17 protein-coding genes and 1 tRNA gene are annotated in these 16,749 nt (G+C 66.3%); 11 read left to right on the forward strand and 7 right to left on the reverse strand.

What is annotated here, in order from left to right:
• Positions 1–10 precede the first annotated feature (10 nt).
• The 4 genes from ACTIFP_RS06810 (at position 11) to ACTIFP_RS06825 (ending at position 4,414) form a co-directional block, all read left to right on the forward strand.
• Entirely contained in the window at positions 11–637 is a 627-nt protein-coding gene (locus ACTIFP_RS06810) for a glutathione S-transferase family protein (RefSeq protein ID WP_439567963.1), read from the forward strand.
• Positions 627–1,214 carry a hypothetical protein gene (locus ACTIFP_RS06815; protein ID WP_439567964.1) on the forward strand — a complete coding sequence of 196 codons (588 nt, stop codon included), beginning with the start codon at positions 627–629 and terminating at the stop codon, positions 1,212–1,214. The genes ACTIFP_RS06810 and ACTIFP_RS06815 overlap by 11 nt, the downstream gene beginning before the upstream one ends.
• Positions 1,215–1,286: 72 nt before the next feature.
• Positions 1,287–3,941 (forward strand): alanine--tRNA ligase, encoded by a 2,655-nt coding sequence (gene alaS, locus ACTIFP_RS06820; protein ID WP_439567965.1) that lies wholly within the window; start codon positions 1,287–1,289, stop codon positions 3,939–3,941.
• Positions 3,938–4,414, forward strand: coding sequence for an SRPBCC family protein (locus ACTIFP_RS06825; protein ID WP_439567966.1), 477 nt, complete (start codon positions 3,938–3,940; stop codon positions 4,412–4,414). The genes alaS and ACTIFP_RS06825 overlap by 4 nt, the downstream gene beginning before the upstream one ends.
• A 97-nt stretch (positions 4,415–4,511) precedes the next feature.
• On the opposite strand, the gene ACTIFP_RS06830 is transcribed toward ACTIFP_RS06825, so the two are convergent.
• Both ACTIFP_RS06830 and ACTIFP_RS06835 read right to left on the reverse strand, forming a co-directional pair.
• The gene (locus ACTIFP_RS06830; protein ID WP_439567967.1) at positions 4,512–4,925 is read right to left on the reverse strand and encodes a holin family protein; all 414 of its coding nucleotides are present in this window, start codon (positions 4,923–4,925) and stop codon (positions 4,512–4,514) included.
• Between the two features lie 62 nt (positions 4,926–4,987).
• Positions 4,988–5,557, reverse strand: a complete 570-nt coding sequence (locus ACTIFP_RS06835; protein WP_439567968.1) for a glycoside hydrolase family 108 protein — start codon at positions 5,555–5,557, stop codon at positions 4,988–4,990.
• Positions 5,558–5,629: 72 nt separating this feature from the next.
• Here ACTIFP_RS06835 and ACTIFP_RS06840 point away from each other — a divergent pair, with 72 nt between their 5' ends.
• Both ACTIFP_RS06840 and ACTIFP_RS06845 read left to right on the forward strand, forming a co-directional pair.
• Positions 5,630–6,619, forward strand: a complete 990-nt coding sequence (locus ACTIFP_RS06840) for an NADPH:quinone oxidoreductase family protein (RefSeq protein WP_439567969.1) — start codon at positions 5,630–5,632, stop codon at positions 6,617–6,619.
• A gap of 100 nt (positions 6,620–6,719) precedes the next feature.
• Complete coding sequence (locus ACTIFP_RS06845) at positions 6,720–7,577, forward strand: amidohydrolase family protein (protein ID WP_439567970.1); 858 nt, start codon at positions 6,720–6,722, stop codon at positions 7,575–7,577.
• 51 nt (positions 7,578–7,628) lie between these two features.
• Here the strand turns inward: ACTIFP_RS06845 and ACTIFP_RS06850 are convergent.
• Positions 7,629–7,705 (reverse strand) — tRNA-Pro (locus ACTIFP_RS06850).
• 273 nt (positions 7,706–7,978) lie between these two features.
• Between ACTIFP_RS06850 and yajC the strand changes: the two genes are divergently transcribed.
• The 3 genes from yajC to secF are packed head-to-tail and all read left to right on the forward strand — an operon-like array spanning position 7,979 to position 10,967.
• The gene (yajC, locus tag ACTIFP_RS06855) at positions 7,979–8,308 is read left to right on the forward strand and encodes a preprotein translocase subunit YajC (protein ID WP_168452466.1); all 330 of its coding nucleotides are present in this window, start codon (positions 7,979–7,981) and stop codon (positions 8,306–8,308) included.
• A 51-nt stretch (positions 8,309–8,359) separates the two neighbouring features.
• The gene (secD, locus tag ACTIFP_RS06860; RefSeq protein ID WP_439567971.1) at positions 8,360–9,973 is read left to right on the forward strand and encodes a protein translocase subunit SecD; all 1,614 of its coding nucleotides are present in this window, start codon (positions 8,360–8,362) and stop codon (positions 9,971–9,973) included.
• A 13-nt stretch (positions 9,974–9,986) separates the two neighbouring features.
• Entirely contained in the window at positions 9,987–10,967 is a 981-nt protein-coding gene (secF, locus tag ACTIFP_RS06865; RefSeq protein WP_439567972.1) for a protein translocase subunit SecF, read from the forward strand.
• A gap of 99 nt (positions 10,968–11,066) precedes the next feature.
• Here secF and ACTIFP_RS06870 read toward each other — a convergent pair whose 3' ends face one another.
• Complete coding sequence (locus ACTIFP_RS06870; protein ID WP_439567973.1) at positions 11,067–12,239, reverse strand: glycosyltransferase; 1,173 nt, start codon at positions 12,237–12,239, stop codon at positions 11,067–11,069.
• Between the two features lie 108 nt (positions 12,240–12,347).
• A complete protein-coding gene (locus tag ACTIFP_RS06875) occupies positions 12,348–12,908 on the reverse strand; it encodes a helix-turn-helix domain-containing protein (protein ID WP_439567974.1) in 561 nt (186 codons plus the stop codon).
• A gap of 88 nt (positions 12,909–12,996) precedes the next feature.
• On the opposite strand from ACTIFP_RS06875, the gene ACTIFP_RS06880 reads away from it, so the two are divergent.
• On the forward strand, positions 12,997–13,479 hold the full coding sequence (locus tag ACTIFP_RS06880; protein ID WP_439567975.1) for a DUF6456 domain-containing protein: 483 nt from the start codon (positions 12,997–12,999) through the stop codon (positions 13,477–13,479).
• Positions 13,480–13,481: 2 nt separating this feature from the next.
• Here the strand turns inward: ACTIFP_RS06880 and ACTIFP_RS06885 are convergent, their stop codons facing one another.
• Both ACTIFP_RS06885 and ACTIFP_RS06890 read right to left on the reverse strand, forming a co-directional pair.
• Positions 13,482–13,979 (reverse strand): DUF2569 family protein, encoded by a 498-nt coding sequence (locus ACTIFP_RS06885; protein ID WP_439567976.1) that lies wholly within the window; start codon positions 13,977–13,979, stop codon positions 13,482–13,484.
• Between the two features lie 56 nt (positions 13,980–14,035).
• Positions 14,036–15,811, reverse strand: a complete 1,776-nt coding sequence (locus ACTIFP_RS06890; protein ID WP_439567977.1) for an ABC-F family ATP-binding cassette domain-containing protein — start codon at positions 15,809–15,811, stop codon at positions 14,036–14,038.
• A 134-nt stretch (positions 15,812–15,945) separates the two neighbouring features.
• Here ACTIFP_RS06890 and ACTIFP_RS06895 point away from each other — a divergent pair, with 134 nt between their 5' ends.
• Positions 15,946–16,692 carry an SIMPL domain-containing protein gene (locus tag ACTIFP_RS06895; RefSeq protein WP_439567978.1) on the forward strand — a complete coding sequence of 249 codons (747 nt, stop codon included), beginning with the start codon at positions 15,946–15,948 and terminating at the stop codon, positions 16,690–16,692.
• Positions 16,693–16,749: the final 57 nt, after the last annotated feature.

The raw sequence follows: 16,749 nt of genomic DNA on the forward strand, positions 1-16,749 counted from the left end.
GGAGAGCATCATGACCCTGATCGTCCACCATCTGAACAACAGCCGTTCGCAGCGCATCCTGTGGCTGCTCGAGGAGATCGGCGCGCCGTACGAGATCAAATTTTATGACCGCGACGCGACGACCAACCTGGCGCCGCCCGAGCTGGTCGCGGTGCATCCGCTCGGCAAGTCGCCGGTGATTTCGGATGGTAGTCGCGTGATCATCGAATCGGGCGCGATCACCGAATATCTGTGCGAACGGCACGGCGGCGGGCATCTGGTGCCCGAGCGCGGCACCGACGACCATGTCAGCCACCTCGAATGGCTGCATTTCGCCGAAGGATCGGCGATGACCCCGATCCTGCTGCGCATCTACACCGCGCGGCTGGGCGAGGCGGCGGCGCCGCTCGAACCGCGGATCAACCAGCAACTCGACGCGCATTTCGCCTATATGGAAAGCCGCGTCGGCGAGACCGGCCATTTCATCGGCGACAGCCTGTCGGCGGCCGACATCATGCTGAGCTTCCCGGCCGAAATCGCGATCATGCAGGGGATGGCGCCGCGCTATCCCAAACTCGCCGCCTTTGTGAACGCCTGCCATTCGCGCCCGGCGTGGCAGCGCGCGCGCGAAAAGGGCGGCGCCTATTATGGCTATTGACCGGCGGCGCTGGTTGCCGCTGGCCGCGCTGGGGCTGATCGCCGGCGCGGCGGCGGCGCAGGCGCCACCGCTCGGCTCCGAGGTCGAGCGGATCGCGACCGGCGCCGACGGCGCAACTTTCACCGCCCCGGCGGCCGACGAAAGCGCCGCGATGGGCCGCTTCGCCGCCTACACGATGGCGCTCGCGAAGCGCGACTACGCTAGCGCCTATGCGATGCTGCGCCTGTCGTTCCAGGCGGCGAACCCGCGGCTCGAATGGGAGATGAAACTGCGCAAGCGCCCGACCTTGTGGGCCGACGGCACCCTCCGCGTGCTGCGCCTGAACTGGTATGCCGACCCCGCGGGGCAGCCGCCGGGGCTCTACGCCGCCTTCGATTTCCGCGGCAATCGCCAGGACGGGACGATGGATTGCGGTTATGTCGCGGTGCACCGCACCGCGCCCGGCGCCGAGTGGACCGTGGTGCGCACCGACACCTCCGAAGTGCCCGCCGAGCTGATCGAGGACGGGGTGCCAAAGGCCGACGTGCTGCGCCAATTGCCCTGCTATCTGGGCAAGGGGATCGCCACCGCTTTCTGATCGATTACGGCGTTGATGATCATCGACACGAAGCGGCTTGTCGCATGGCAGCAAAATCCCTAATTCGCGCGCATGACATCGACCAACGACATCCGCCGCTCGTTCCTCGACTATTTCGGGGGCACCGGGCACCATATCGAGCCGTCGGCGCCGCTGGTGCCGTACAACGACCCGACGTTGATGTTCGTCAACGCCGGGATGGTGCCGTTCAAGAATGTCTTCACCGGGCTGGAAAAGCGGCCGTACAGCACGGCGGCCTCGTCGCAGAAATGCGTCCGCGCCGGCGGCAAGCACAACGATCTCGACAATGTCGGCTTCACCGCGCGCCACCACACCTTCTTTGAAATGCTGGGCAATTTCTCGTTCGGCGATTATTTCAAGGAGCAGGCGATCCACCATGCGTGGAACCTGATTACCAAGACCTGGGGACTGGCGCCCGAACGGCTGACGGTCACCGTCTATCACACCGATGACGAGGCGTTCGACCTGTGGAAGAAGATCGCGGGCCTGCCCGAGGAGCGGATCATCCGCATCGCGACCAACGACAATTTCTGGTCGATGGGCGACACCGGGCCGTGCGGGCCGTGCAGCGAAATCTTTTACGACCATGGCGACCATATCTGGGGCGGCCCGCCGGGATCGCCGGAGGAAGACGGCGACCGCTTTGTCGAAATCTGGAACCTGGTGTTCATGCAGTACGACCAGCGCGGCCCCGGCGACCGCGTCGACCTGCCGCGCCCCAGCATCGACACCGGCATGGGGCTGGAGCGCGTTGCGGCGGTGCTGCAGGGCGTCCACGACAATTATGACACCGACACGTTCAAGGCGTTGATCGCGGCGTCGGTCGACCTGACCGGCGTGCCGGCCGAAGGCGCGACGCAGGCGAGCCACAGGGTGATCGCCGATCATCTCCGCGCCTCGAGCTTCCTGGTCGCCGACGGGGTGCTGCCGTCGAACGAAGGGCGCGGTTATGTGCTGCGCCGGATCATGCGCCGCGCGATGCGCCACGCGCATCTGCTCGGCGCCAAGGATCCGCTGATGTACCGGCTGCTGCCGTCGCTGACCGCCGAAATGGGCGCCGCCTATCCCGAGCTGATCCGCGCCCAGCCGCTGATCGCCGAGACATTGGAGCGCGAGGAAACCAAGTTCCGCCAGACGCTCGACAAGGGGCTGAAGCTTCTTGATGAGGCCGTGCAAACGATCAAATCTCATAACCCCGATGGTGAGTTGATGACGCTCGGGGGTAATGTCGCCTTCAAACTCTACGACACCTATGGCTTTCCTTATGATCTGACGGAGGACGCGCTCCGTACGCAAGGCATTATGGTCGACCGTGCGGGCTTCGACGCCGCGATGGCGCAGCAGAAGGCGGCGGCGCGCGCGGCATGGAAGGGCAGCGGGCAAAAGGCGTCGGAGGAAATCTGGTTCGACCTGGCCGAAACGAACGGCAGCACCGAATTCACCGGTTACGGCGCCACCGTGGGCGAAGGCCAGGTGATCGCGCTGGTCAAGGACGGCGTTCAGGTCGATGCCGCGCAGGCGGGCGACGAGCTGGTGGTGCTGACCAACCAGACGCCCTTTTACGGCGAAAGCGGCGGCCAGATGGGCGACAGCGGCACGATCGCGACGCTGGGCGGCGCGAGGGCATCGGTCAGCGACACCGGCAAGCCGCTCGGGCGGCTGCACGCGCATCAGGCGAAGCTGGAGGCGGGCACGCTGAAGGTCGGCGACACGGTGCAGCTGACCGTCGATGCCGAACGCCGCGACCGCATCCGCGCCAATCACAGCGCGACGCATTTGCTGCACGCGGCATTACGCAATCGGCTGGGCGGGCATGTGACGCAAAAGGGCAGCCTGGTTGCCGAGGACCGTTTCCGGTTCGACTTCTCGCATCCCAAGGCGTTGAGCGCCGAAGAGATCGCCGACGTCGAATCGCAAGTGAACGCCCAGATCCGCGGCAATGAAGCGGTGACGACGCGGCTGATGACCCCCGACGACGCCGTCGCGGCGGGCGCGCTGGCGCTGTTTGGCGAGAAATATGGCGACGAGGTGCGCGTGCTCAGCATGGGCAAGGCGACCGAGAATCACTATTCGGTCGAGCTGTGCGGCGGCACGCATGTGCGGGCGCTGGGCGACATCGCCTTGTTCAAGATCATCAGCGAAAGCGCGGTGTCGTCGGGGGTGCGGCGCATCGAGGCGCTGACCGGCGACGCCGCGCGGGTGTGGCTGAATGGCCGTGACGAGGCGCTGAAGGCAGCGGCCGCGGCGCTCAAGACGTCGCCCGACGACGTCCCGGCGCGCGTGGCGCAGCTGGCCGAGGCGCTGAAGAAAGCCGAGCGCGAGCTCGCCGATGCGAAGAAGGCGCTGGCAATGGGCGGCGGCGGTGCGGCGAGCGGGCCGGCCGTCGAGCAGGTCGGTAACACCGCGTTCATCGCGCAGGTGGTCGACGGGCTCGATCCCAAGGAACTGCGCGGCACGGTTGACGGGCTGAAGAAGCAGGTCGGCAGCGGCGTCGCGATGCTGGTCGCGGTCAACGATGGGCGCGCTTCGGTGGCGGTCGGGGTGACCGACGGCGCCCCCCATAATGCGGTCGATCTCGTCAAGCTCGCGGTCGCGGCGCTCGGCGGGCAGGGCGGCGGCGGGCGGCCCGACATGGCGCAGGGCGGTGGTCCCGACGGCGGCGCGGCGGATAGCGCGGTGGCCGCGGTCAAAGCCGCACTGGTTTGAAACCGACCAAGAAGACGCGGCGCACCGATCATGCCGAACGGCTGATCGCGGCGCCGCTGGTCGACGTCTTTTCGGCCTTCACCAGCGAGGCGAAACTGGCGCGGTGGTTGCCGCCCGAGGGGGCGACGGGCGAATTCGAGCATGTCGACCTGCGCCCGGGCGGCGGCTTTCTGATGCGGCTGACGTTCGACGATGCCGACGTCGAGACCAAGAGCGACGACGACAGCGATGTCGTCGAGGTCTATATCCCGACGCTCGACGACGGCCGCCTGATCGTGTGGGAGGTCGAATTCGCGTCCGACGACCCGCGCTTTTCGGGGACGATGGCGATGCACTGGTATCTGTCGCGGCAAGGCGGCGGCACGCTGGTGACGATCGACGCGCATCATGTGCCGCCGGGGATTTCGGCGAAGGATCACCTGGAAGGGCTGAATTCGTCGTTGGCGAATTTGGCGAAGGTCGTGGAGGGCTGAACGTCGTCCCCGCGAAGGCGGGGACCGCTGGCGGTTTACGCAGCGATGCCGAGCAGTCCTCCAGCGGTCCCCGCCTTCGCGGGGACGACGATTTAACTCAACTTTCCACCCCCTTTGCCTTCCCCCACGCGCGTGCCGCGGTGTAGCCCAGATACCCCGTGCCAAAGAGCGCATAGAGCGGCTCGGGAATCCCCGCGAGATAGGCGTTCATCCCTTCCGCAATGCCTTTTGCCATCTCGGGCCGCGCCGCGGCGATCAGGCCCATCGGGATGGCCCAGAGCAGCAGCGTGTACATGACATAGAGGAAGCTGGGCCGCGCGCGGCTGGTCCACGGGTCGGCGCTGTTCGCCTCGGCGACAATCGCGGTCATCCGGGTGCGGATCGCTTCCATTTCCTGGCTGCCCTCCATCTTGAGGAGTTCCAGCTTGGCGCGGTCGCGCGCTTCGGGATCGGGGATGATCTTGTCGATCAGCTTGGCGATCGGCCCGATCAGGCCTTCGATGATGCTCATGGCGATACTCCTTGCAGGTTCAAAGTTCAGGGAAGTTCAGCCCAATGGCGCGCCGAACGGCGTCAGTGCTCGCCGATGCGATTGGCGAGCCAGCCGTAGAGAAAGGCTTCCTGGCTGGGGCGGCGTTCGGCGAGCGCGATGTAACGTTCGCCCTGCAGCGCCTCCATCGCGCGCAGCAGCACCGTCTCGCCGCCGACGCCGCGCGCGCGCAGAAAGGCATCGAGCGCCGACAGGGTGCGCGCGCCGATGTCGCGATCGACCGCGATGTCGGGATAGTCGCGCGCGGCGCGGTTGAGCGCGTTGAGCGCGCGCTGGAGGAACCCCGCCGCGGTGCCGGTCCCCATGTTGACGCCGGTGTCGAACAGCTCGGCCGCGATTTTGGGCGCGCGCAAAGCGACGCGGTCGAAGCCGGGGCGCAGCCAGTAGGTGCGGCGATAGATCGCCGCCGCGTCGGCGCGCGGCAGGTCGCGCATCGGCCCGTCATAACCCTGCGCGCGCGCCACCGCTTCGGTGATTCCCCAGCAGGTCGGGCCGCCGCGGTCGGCGGGGTGGTTTACATATCGGCCTTCGCGGTCGATGACGGCATCGATCAGCGCGTCGGCGTCGACGCGCGGGCAATCGGTTCGGGACATGATTCGCTCCTGTGGTTTGTTCTATGTTCAGTAACGAACCATATTGGAAAATTGTAGGAAAGGCCTTTTTCGATGCGGGCGTTGCAGGTGCGCGAATTATTGCCCGATCATGCGGGGGCGGCGCTGAGCGAGGTGGCGGTGCCGCAGCCCGGGCCGGGCGAGGTGCGGGTGCGGGTGCGCGCGGCGGCGGTCAATTTTCCCGACCTGTTGATGACGCGCGGCGATTATCAGCTGAAGCCGCCGTTGCCCTTTGTGTCGGGACTGGAGTTTGCGGGGGAGATCGACGCGCTGGGCGAGGGGGTCGCGGATTGGCGGGTCGGCGACGCGGTGGTCGGCGGCAACCGCTATGGCGCGATGGCCGAATATTGCGTCGCGCCGGCGGAGGCGCTGCGGGCGAAACCCGATCGGCTGTCGTGGGACGAAGCAGCGGCCTATCCGGTCGCCTACCTCACCGCCTATGTGGCGCTGGTCCGCGGGGCGCGCGTGGAGCCCGGCGAATGGGCGCTGGTGCATGGCGCCGCGGGGGGCGTCGGGCTGGCGGCGGTCGATCTGGCCAAGGCGCTCGGGGCGCGGGTGATCGCTGCGGCGAGCAGCGCCGCCAAGCAGGATGCGATCGCGCGGCTTTACGCCCCCGATGCGGTGATCGACGGCGGGCCGGGGTTTCGCGAACGCGTCAAGCAATTGACCGGCGGCAGCGCAGGGCAGGACGGGGCCGATGTGATCTTCGACCCCGTCGGCGGCGATGTCTTCGACGAATCGACGCGCTGTATCGCCTTCGGCGGCCGCTTGCTGGTGATCGGCTTTGCGTCGGGCCGCATTCCGGAGGTGTCGGTGAACATGCCGTTGATCAAGGGTTTTTCGGTCGTCGGGGTGCGCGCGGGCGAATATGGCCGCCGCTTTCCAGCGCGCGGGGCGGAGAATGTCGCGGCGATCGATGCGCTGGCGGCGGCGGGAACGATCCGCCCGCACGTTCACGCCGCGCTCGACCTTGCCGACTGGCGCGCGGGCTTTGCGATGCTCGAACGGCGCGAAGTGGTGGGGAAGGTCGTGCTGCGCCCCTGACCCGCCGGGCTTTATCCCGGGCGTAGTTGTCCTGCCCCGCCGCCCTGTGGCAGTGCGTGGCAGGGCGGCGCATCGCTTGCCCATCGAAAAAGGAACCATCATGCGGACCCTGGCTTTGGCGCTCTCCCTGCTGGCCTTCGCGCTCGCCGCGCCGGGGTTGGCGGCCGCACAAGACGTCGTGATCGATACCCATGTCCATCTGCACAAGGGTGAAGCGTCGATCGGCGACTATCGGGCACAGCTGAAGGCCAAGGGCCAGTCGGTCGCGGCGTTCGGCGCGATGTGGTTCGGCGGCCCCAACCAGGCACTGGCGGGCAATCCCGAGCGGATTCGCGCCAACAACGACGCGCTGATCGCGCTCGCGGCGCGCCATTCGGGCATGATCGCGATCGCGACCGTCCACCCCTATGACGGCGCCGCCGCCATTGCCGAGGTCGAGCGCGTCGCCGCGCGCGGCGTCAAGCTGCTCAAGATCCATCCGCACACGCAGCGGTTCGATGCCGCCGATCCGCGGGTGCTGGCGCTGGTGCGGCGGGCGGGCGAGGTCGGGCTGATCGTCGTCATGGACAACGCCAATATCGTCGCCAACGACAATGAAAATCTGTTCAACCTCGCGCTGCAGGCGCCGAAGACGCGGTTCATCTTTGCCCATATGGGGGCGCTCAATTTCCGCTTCTGGAACATGCTGGCGCTGGCGCGGACGGCGGAAAATCTGTTCGCCGACAATGTCTATTTCGACATCAGCGCCACCGTCCTGATTGCCGCCGATTCGCCGATCGAGGACGAGTTTGTGTGGACGATCCGCAATGTCGGGGTCGACAAAGTGCTGCTGGGGTCGGACTTTCCGCAGATGTCGCTGCCGCAAACCCTCGATGCACTCGACAAGCTCGACCTGACCGAGGCCGAGCGCGCGCAAATTCGCGGCGGCAATGCGCGCAAGCTGCTCGGGCTGGATTGAGATCGGTCCACCAAAGCGCCGCGCGGGTCGCGGCGGGCCTTATGGAATAATTGGTCGGGACGAGAGGATTCGAACCTCCGACCCCCACACCCCCAGTGTGATGCGCTACCAGGCTGCGCTACGTCCCGACCGGCCCTGTTGGGCAGGCGAGGCCCCTAGCGCGGGTTGGCGGGGGATGCAAGGCTCTCCTGAGCAAAGGCGCGGCGCGAGGTGGCAGACGGATCGCGTGCCCTGGCGCCCTTGACCTTGGCGCCATCCTCCCCATTTCGGCGGCGCCTGCGAAAGGGGGCGGCGCAGCGACCGGTTGCGCGCTGGCCCCCTGCATGATAGGCGCCGCGCCATTCATCCGCGCCGGTTCCGCCTGGAACGGGCCGCGTTTTCAAACGGAAAGTTTTTCACCCATGTCGACGCAATTGCTTCTGACCCAGGCGGCCGGATCGGGCGGCGGGGCTGCCGGTTTCCTGATGCTGGTGCCTTATCTGCTGATCTTTGTCGTGTTCTGGTTCTTTCTGATCCGCCCGCAGCAGGTGCGCGCCAAGGAGCATCGCGCCAAGATCGCGGCGGTGAAGCCGCGCGATCAGGTGGTGACCGGCGGCGGCATCGTCGGCAAGGTCACGCGCGTCGACGATGATTTCGCCGACGTCGAAATCGCGCAGGGCGTCAAGATCAAGGTCGTCAAATCGACCCTGGCCGACGTGATGCAGCCCGGCGCCAAGCCCGCCAACGACTGACGCGGCGGGGCCGGCGTCGCCGCCCCGCGCATGCTATCGGACCTTTAGACCATGCTCGATTTCCCGCGCTGGAAAACCATCAGCATCAGCATCATCCTGTTGCTCGGTATCATCTTTTCCGTCCCCAGCTTCCTGCCCGAAAAGACGCTGAACAGCCTGCCGTCGTTCCTGCAGGCCAAGGTCAACCTGGGTCTCGACCTCGCCGGCGGCAGCCATCTGCTGCTCGAGGCCGACATCGAGGATCTGCGCAAGACCCAGCTGACCAACATGGAAAAGACCGTGCGCACCGCGATGCGCGGCGAGCGCGGCCCCGACGACGATATCGCGATCGGCGAACTGGCGACCGCGGGCGGCAAGATCAGCTTTCTGATCCGCGATCAGGCGCAGCTCGACGAGGCGCGCGACCGGTTGTTCAGCCAGACGCAGGGCGCCGCGATGACCGGCCAGCGCGACTGGAATATCGACATCATCGATACCACCCGCATCGTGATGACCCCGACCACCGCCGGCCAGACGCAGGCGGTCGCCGATGCGATGGATTCGGCGCGCGACATCATCGACAAGCGCGTCAACGATCTCGGTACCCGCGAACCGACGATCATCCGCCAGGGCAACGACCGCGTTGTCGTCCAGGTGCCGGGCCTGCAGGATCCGGCGGCGCTGAAGGAATTGATCGGCAAGACCGCGCGGCTGGAATTCCGCATGGTCGATCCCAACGCCGACCCTGCCGAGGCGGCCGCGGGCCGCGTCCCGGTGGGCAGCGAAATCGTCCCCTATGCCGAGGGCGAGGGCAATGGCGCGTCGTTCGAAGTGCTGCGCCGCCAGGTGATGATCAGCGGCGAGCAGCTGATCAACGCGCAGCAAAGCTATGATCCGCAGAACAACCAGCCGGTCGTGTCGATCAGTTTCGATTCGGGCGGCGCGAACACCTTTGCCAAGGTGACGGCGCAGAATGTCGGCAAGCGCTTTGCCATGGTGCTCGACGGCAAGGTGCTGTCGGCGCCGTCGATCAACGAACCGATCCTGGGCGGTAGCGCGCAAATTTCGGGCAGCTTTTCGGTGGCGAGCGCCAATGCGCTGGCGATCTCGCTGCGCTCGGGCGCCCTGCCGGTGAAGATGGCGGTGGTCGAGGAACGCACCGTCACTCCCGAACTTGGCGCCGATTCGATCCGCAAGGGCGCAATCGCGGGCATCATCGCCACCGTCGCGGTGCTGGTGCTGATGATGGTCGTGTATGGCCGTTTCGGCATCTATGCGAATATTGCGCTGTTCTTTAACGTGTTCCTGATCATCGCGATCATGGCGGCGTTCAACGCGACGCTGACATTGCCGGGCATCGCGGGTTTCGTGCTGACCATCGGCGCCGCGGTCGACGCCAACGTGTTGATCAACGAGCGAATACGCGAGGAACTGAAACGCGGACGCAAGGTGTTCCAGGCGATCGACCTGGGCTATTCCGAAGCCAGCCGTGCGATTTTCGACGCCAACGTCACCAACGTCATCGCCGCGGTGTTGATGTTCTGGTTCGGCTCGGGCCCGATCAAGGGCTTTGCCGTGGTGCTGACCATCGGCATCGTCACCAGCGTTTTCACCGCCGTCACCGTTACCCGTATGTTCGTGGCCCATTGGCTGCGGACGGCGCGTCCGACGTCGATCAACATCTAAAGGGAGCGAAGAGATGCGCTTGCTGAAACTCGTCCCCGACGACACGAATATCGACTTTCTGCGGTGGCGGAAATTCGCCTCTTTCATGAGCTTTTTCCTGGTGGCCGTGTCGATTGCGCTGGTCGCGGTCAAAGGGCTTAATTTCGGCGTCGATTTTGTCGGCGGCCAGTCGGTGCGGGTCGAATTCGCGCAGAATATGCCGCCGATCGATGAAATTCGCGAAAAGGTCGGCCAGATCGGCCTGGGCGAAGCAACGATCCAGCAGTTCGGATCCGACAAGGCGGTATCGATCCGCACCGCGCTGCCCGAAGGCGACAAGGCCGCCGCCGAGCGCGCCGGGCAGCAGCTGGTAGCGGGTATCCAGAAAGCCTTTCCGACCGCGAAGGCGGGTTCGGTCGAAACCGTGTCGGGCAAGGTGTCGGGCGAATTGATCCGTACCGGCGCGATCAGCCTGGGCCTCGCGATCATCGGCATCTCGATCTATATCTGGATACGGTTCGAATGGCAGTTCGGCGTCGGTGCGCTGGGCCGCCTGTTCCACGAGGTGTCGCTGACGTTCGGCCTGTTCGCGGTGACGCAGATGCAGTTTGACCTGAACAGCGTTGCGGCCTTGCTGACGATCGTCGGCTATTCGCTCAACGATACGATCGTGGTCTATGACCGCATTCGCGAAAATCTGAAAAAATACCGGAAGATGGAGATTGTTCCGCTCCTCAATCTCAGCATTAACGAAACGCTGTCGCGCACCGTCATGACCACCCTGGCGATGGTGCTCGCGCTCGGCGTGCTGTTGATCTTTGGCCCCGACGTGATTTTCGGCTTTACCGCTGCGATGCTGTTCGGCGTGTTCATCGGCGGCTATTCGTCCGTGCTGATGTCGACCCCGGTGCTGGTCTGGCTGAAGGTCGGCCCGGACAGCTTTGTCCCGCGCACCACCGCGGGCATGACCGGCGGCGAACGGGTCGAGCGCAAGGACGACGGCGCGGTTGTTTAGGGCGTAATCTTCTCTTCGTCATTGCGAGCGGAGCGAAGCAATCCAGCGTGTGACAAGCCGCTCTGGATTGCTTCGCTTCGCTCGCAATGACGATTCAAACTATTCGCGAGAACCCGCACAGCGGCGCAGATGCGCGGCGAGTTCGCGGCCGTTGCGGTCCCAGTCGAAGCGATCACCAAGGCTCGCGGCGACGTCCGACGCCGCGGGCGGGTTCGCCAGGATCACCTGCACCGCGGCGGCGATCGCTTCGGGGGTGCGCTGGACGATCCGCCCCGCGGCGGGCGATGTTACCAGTTCGGCGGCGCCCCCGGCATCGCTGATGACGATCGGGGTGCCGCACGCGATCGCCTCGACCCACGCATTGGCCAGGCCCTCGCTGACCGACGGCATGACCACCGCGTCGGCGGCGCGATAGAGCATCGGCAGGTCGGCATTGGCGACCGGCCCCATGACATGGACGCGATCGGCGACGCCGAGCCGCTGCGCGAGCGCGCGGTAGTGGCCTTCGGCTTCGCCCGCCCCGGCGAGCCGGTAATCGACGCCGGGCAGCGCGGGCAGCGCCTCGATCACCAATGCCTGCCCCTTGCGCGGGATAAGCGCGCCGACGGTCAGGATCATCGGCGCGTCGCCGATACCCAGCGCGGCGCGCGCCGCGGCGCGGTCGCCGGGGGCAAAGCGGGCGGTGTCGATGCCGGTGTAGTGGACCGCGATCTTGGCGGGATCGATGCCGATCGCCGCCATGTCGCGGCGCATTGCGTCCGACACGGCGAGCAGGCCTGCGGCCTTGTCTGCGGCCTCGATCAGCTGCGGCGCGGTTGCCGGGTCATGGCCGAAATGGCTGATGTCGGCGCCGCGCGCCTTGACCGAAAAGGGGAGGCCAAGCGCGTCCGCGACGCGCATCGCGGCGGGACCGTCGGGGTAGAAGAATTGGGCGTCGACGACGTCGAACGCCTGACCGCGCACCGCCGCCAGCACGGCGCGCGCGACCATTGCCGGGTTGAAGCGCGCGCCGATGCGCGGGATCAGCGGAAAGCGTGGACGGTGAACGACAAGGCCGTTCCAGCTTTCGGCGCGGGGCAGGGCGCGGAGCTGGCGGTAGCGCGGATGAAGCGACAAGGGGAAGGGCGGCAGGCCGACCGGCGCGACGATGGTGAGGTCGACCCCCGGCTGCGCGGCAAGCGCGCGCAGACTTTTTTCTACGAACAGCCCGAAGTTGGGGCGCGCCGTGTCGGGGAAGAGCGTGGCGATCGACAGGATGCGGAGGCGGGTCATGCGCACCCTCTCATCCGTTTGTGCTGAGCTTGTCGAAGCACCGTTTTTCCTTGGCGTCGGTAGAAGAAAGGACGGCCCTTCGACAAGCTCAGGGCGAACGGACTTGGATTAGAGCGACCGGATCAACCGCACCGCGACCGCCGCCCAAGGCGGGTTGCTGACGACCTGTTGCCGGGCGCCGGTGCCCAGCGGCAGCAGGTGCAATTTCTCGCCGTCGACGTTGAGCAGCCGTGCGAAGAAAAAGCGGCCGGCGGGGCGCGGAACGAGCAGGTCGCGGTTGAGCGCGCTGGTCCAGTCGCCCGCGATCCGGCGGCACCAGATTTCGTCGCCGGCGCGATAATCGCCGATCGACGAGGTGACGCGCACCGCAACCATATCCTCGCCCGGGCGCGCGGTCAGCGCCTGCTCGACGCGCGTCGGCGCCTGCGCGCCGTCGGCGCCGAGGTGCGCGGTGATCGTCAGCTGGGTATCCTGCGGCAGCTGGACCAGCTCGGCGGCATCGACCCCGAGCGCCGCGGCGATGCGGTTCATCCAGCCGAGCGAGAGGGTGCGCGTGCCGGTTTCGAGGCGGCCGATCGTTTGCGCGGTGGTCGGCGGATCGCAGCGCGCGCCGACCTCTTCGAGCGTCAGGCCCTTGGCGCGGCGGACGGAGCGAATGCTGTTGATCATCGCAAAACCCTCAAATAACCAAATCGGTTTCTTCTTTCCTACAAATTATTCCAGTGTCAAGCCCGGTCTTCTGTTTAAGGAGATTGGAATGACGACACGCCAGCTTGCCACCCGCCCGCACCCCGACGACCGCATCGACCCGGCCAAGACCGGCCTGCAAGCGATGCGGCAGGTGACGATCAATATGGCCGAAAGCCCGATCGCATGGCTGGCCGCGCGCGGGCATCTGACGCAGGCGCAGCTTTATGCGGGCGAACGGCTGCGCGCCGATTACGAGCGCGCGGGCCTCGCGGCGCGGGTGACGATGCGTTGGGACGCGGCGCCGCCCGCGAAAAGCCGCGGCGGCGCGCGCGCGGCGGACGCCTCGCTGGCGCGGATCGACGCGCATCGGCGTTTTCATGGCGCGCTCGATGCGGCGGGGCCGGGCTTGGCCGACATTTGTTGGCGGGTGATTTGTGCGGGTGAGGGGATAGGCGGGGCCGAGAAGGGGTTGGGGTGGCCAGCGCGGTCGGGGAAGCTCGTGCTGGGGCTGGCGCTGGACCGGCTGGCACGGTTTTACGGGGTGGGGTGAACCTAGCCGAATATACGCTGGGCCTCGTGCTCGTCATCGACACATGTGTTGGCGACGCGCCGCGATTTGGCGAGATAGAGCGACCAGATGGTGGCAAAGACCAGCGACTGGAAAACGCCTTTCACATATTCGGCGTTGATCTGGGCAATATCCTCGGGCCACAGCGCGCCCGCCACGATAAAGTCGAGCGCGAGCGCTCCGACGGTGACGATCCACAAGCCCCGGATGACGAGGCGGACCGTCGACCGGTTCTGCACCCAAATGAGGCGATAGGCGAAATAGAACGTCGCGGCGACCGTCGCCGCCGTCAGGAACCAGGTAAAGCCTTCGTAGATCGCCCATTCGCGCCCCAATTGGGCTTCTATCGCTGGGTCGATCTGGAGCAGAGTGGCTGTCTGAAGGATTGCGCGTATCGGCGAAATCACCGCGAGGATGATCACGAAGAGACGCAGCCAGCCGGCGACGCCCTTCAGTTCCGGTGTTTCCGTAAAATCCGTCATGCCCACATCCCCCTCGACCCTTGTGGCGAATGAAGGTGGGCCGTGCAACTGCGAGATTATCCCAGCGCTTCAACCTCTTCGGCAAGCGTCAGCCAGCGATCTTCGGCGACAGTCTTTTCGTCCCGGAGCGTGTCGAGTTTCTTTGTCAGCGCATTGAAACGGGTGTTATCGCGCGTGAATAGACTGCCGTCGGACAGGTCGCTTTCGATCGCGGCCATTTCAGCCTCGATCGCCGCGATCCGTCCTGGCAGCAGGTCGTAATCGCGCTGGTCCTTGTAGCTCAATTTCTTGCGCGCGGTCGGTGGGGGCGGGGGGGCAGCGCTGGCGGCCTTGGCCTTCGCGGCGTTCGGCTTGACCCGCTTGGCTTCCCAATCGGCATAGCCGCCCGCGACGATGTCGACCTTGCCCGATCCGTCGAGGCCGAGCGTCACGGTGACGGTGCGGTCGAGGAAGTCGCGGTCGTGGCTGACCAGCAGCACGGTGCCGGCATAGTCGGCGATGACTTCCTGGAGCAGGTCGAGCGTTTCAAGGTCGAGGTCGTTGGTCGGCTCGTCGAGCACGAGCAGGTTCGATTCGCGGGCGAATTCGCGCGCGAGGAGCAGCCGCGAGCGTTCGCCGCCCGACAGCGCGCCGACGCTGGCCTCGACCACGCCGGGTTCGAAGAGAAATTCCTTGAGGTAGCCCTGGATATGCTTTTTGACCCCGCGCACCTCGATCCAGTCGCCGCCGTCGGAGAGAATGTCGCGCACGGTCTTGTCGGGCGACATCAGGCTGCGCTGCTGGTCGATGATGATGCCGTCGAGCGTCGGGGCGAGGGTGATCTTGCCCTTGTCGGGCTGGATTTCGCCGGTCAGCAGCTTGAGCAGGGTCGACTTTCCGGCGCCATTCGCGCCGACGATGCCGATGCGGTCGCCGCGCTGGACGCGGAAATCGAAGTCCCTGATGATGACGCGGTCGCCAAAGCTTTTCGCGACCCCCTCGGCAACGATCACCGATTTCGATCGGACGTCGTCGTTGGCGAGGCCGAGCTTGGCGACCCCGGGGCCGCCGATCATCGCGGCGCGGGTGGCGCGCATTTCCTTCAGCTTCTCGAGGCGGCCCTGATTGCGCTTGCGGCGCGCGGTGACGCCGCGTTCGAGCCAGTGCGCCTCGAGCCGCAGTTTCGAATCCAGGCGCTGGGCGGCGCGGGCTTCTTCCGCGGCGACCGCATCGCTCCATTCCTCGAAACCGCCGAAGCCGATTTCCTTGCGCCGGATGCTGCCGCGGTCGAGCCACAGGGTCTGACGGGTCAGGCGGGTGAGGAAGGTGCGGTCGTGGCTGATCGCGACAAACGCCCCGGTGTAGCGCGCCAGCCAGCTCTCGAGCCAGTCGATCGCGGCGAGGTCGAGGTGGTTAGTCGGTTCGTCGAGCAGCAGCACGTCGGGGTTCTGCGCCAATGCCCTTGCCAATGCGGCGCGGCGGCGCTCGCCGCCCGACGCGCTGGCGGCAGTGCGAGACATGTCGATGCCGAGCTGGTCGGCGATCGCGGCGACCTCGAACGCCTCGGGCGCGTCCGGCGCGGCGACGGCGAAATCCATCAGCGTCGCGAACCGCGAAAAATCGGGTTCCTGTTCGAGCATCACGACATGGGTGCCGGGGACGATCACGCGCTTGCCCTTGTCGGCGTCGATCTGTCCCGCGAGCAATTTGAGCAACGTCGTCTTGCCCGCGCCGTTGCGGCCGATCAGCGCCAGCCGGTCGCGCTCGCCGACATAGATGTCGAGATCCTGGAACAGCCAGCCGCTGCCCTGCACAAGGCCAAGGCCTTCGTATGAAAGAATGGGAGCTGCCATGATGAACGGCTCGCTACTGAGGTGTTCAGCATCATGCAAGCGCCGTGCGCACAAAGGCCGGAACGGGTCTGGTCCGTCTGCGTTACGGGTCGGAAATCGGAAATGGCCGGGGGTCCGGCCGGCAGGAGAATGACATGACGAAGCAATTGTTCACCGTGATGGCGGCCGGACTGGCCATGATGGCGGCAGCGCCCGCCTTTGCGCAGCAGGGAGGGTCGACGGTGACCGCAGCAACGACGCAGGGACCGATCCTGGCCTTTTCGGTCAGCGAGGAAGTGCGCTCGCGCCCCGATCAGGCGACTGTCGGTGCCGGGGTGACCACCACCGCGCCGACCGCGGTCGAGGCGATGCGGCTGAACGCCGCCGCGATGGACAAGCTGATCGCCGCGGCGAAGAAGCGCGGCATCAAGGCCGAGGACATCCAGACGAGCGGCATCAGCCTGTCGCCGCAATATGATTATAACAATCAGGGCAACGGCCAGCCGCCGCGCTTTCTGGGCTATCAGGTGTCGAACACGGTCCGCGCGACGACGTCGAAGATCGACGACATCGGTCCGCTGCTCGACGCCCTCGTTGCTGCGGGCGGCACGAACATCGATGGCCCGTCGTTCGGCATGAAAGACCCTGACGCGCAGCTGGTCGGCGCGCGCGGCGCCGCGATCAAGGCGGCCGAAGCCAAGGCGGCCGACTATGCGCGGCTCGCCGGTTTCCGCGGCGCCGAGCTGGTGTCGCTCAGCGAAGGCGGCAGCTTTGGCCCGAACCCGCCGATGCCGATGGTGCGGATGCAGGCGATGGATGCGGCGGGGAAGGCGACGCCGGTCGAGCCGGGTCGCGTGTCGAACACGCTGACGCTGAATTTTCAGTATCGGTTGGTGCGGTAACCTGTTGGGAGTTGGGAGTCGGTTAACGCCGACTCCCGTTTTCCGTTCGTCCCGAGC

The sequence above is a fragment of the Sphingopyxis sp. genome (genome assembly GCF_051861155.1).
Lineage (GTDB): Bacteria > Pseudomonadota > Alphaproteobacteria > Sphingomonadales > Sphingomonadaceae > Sphingopyxis.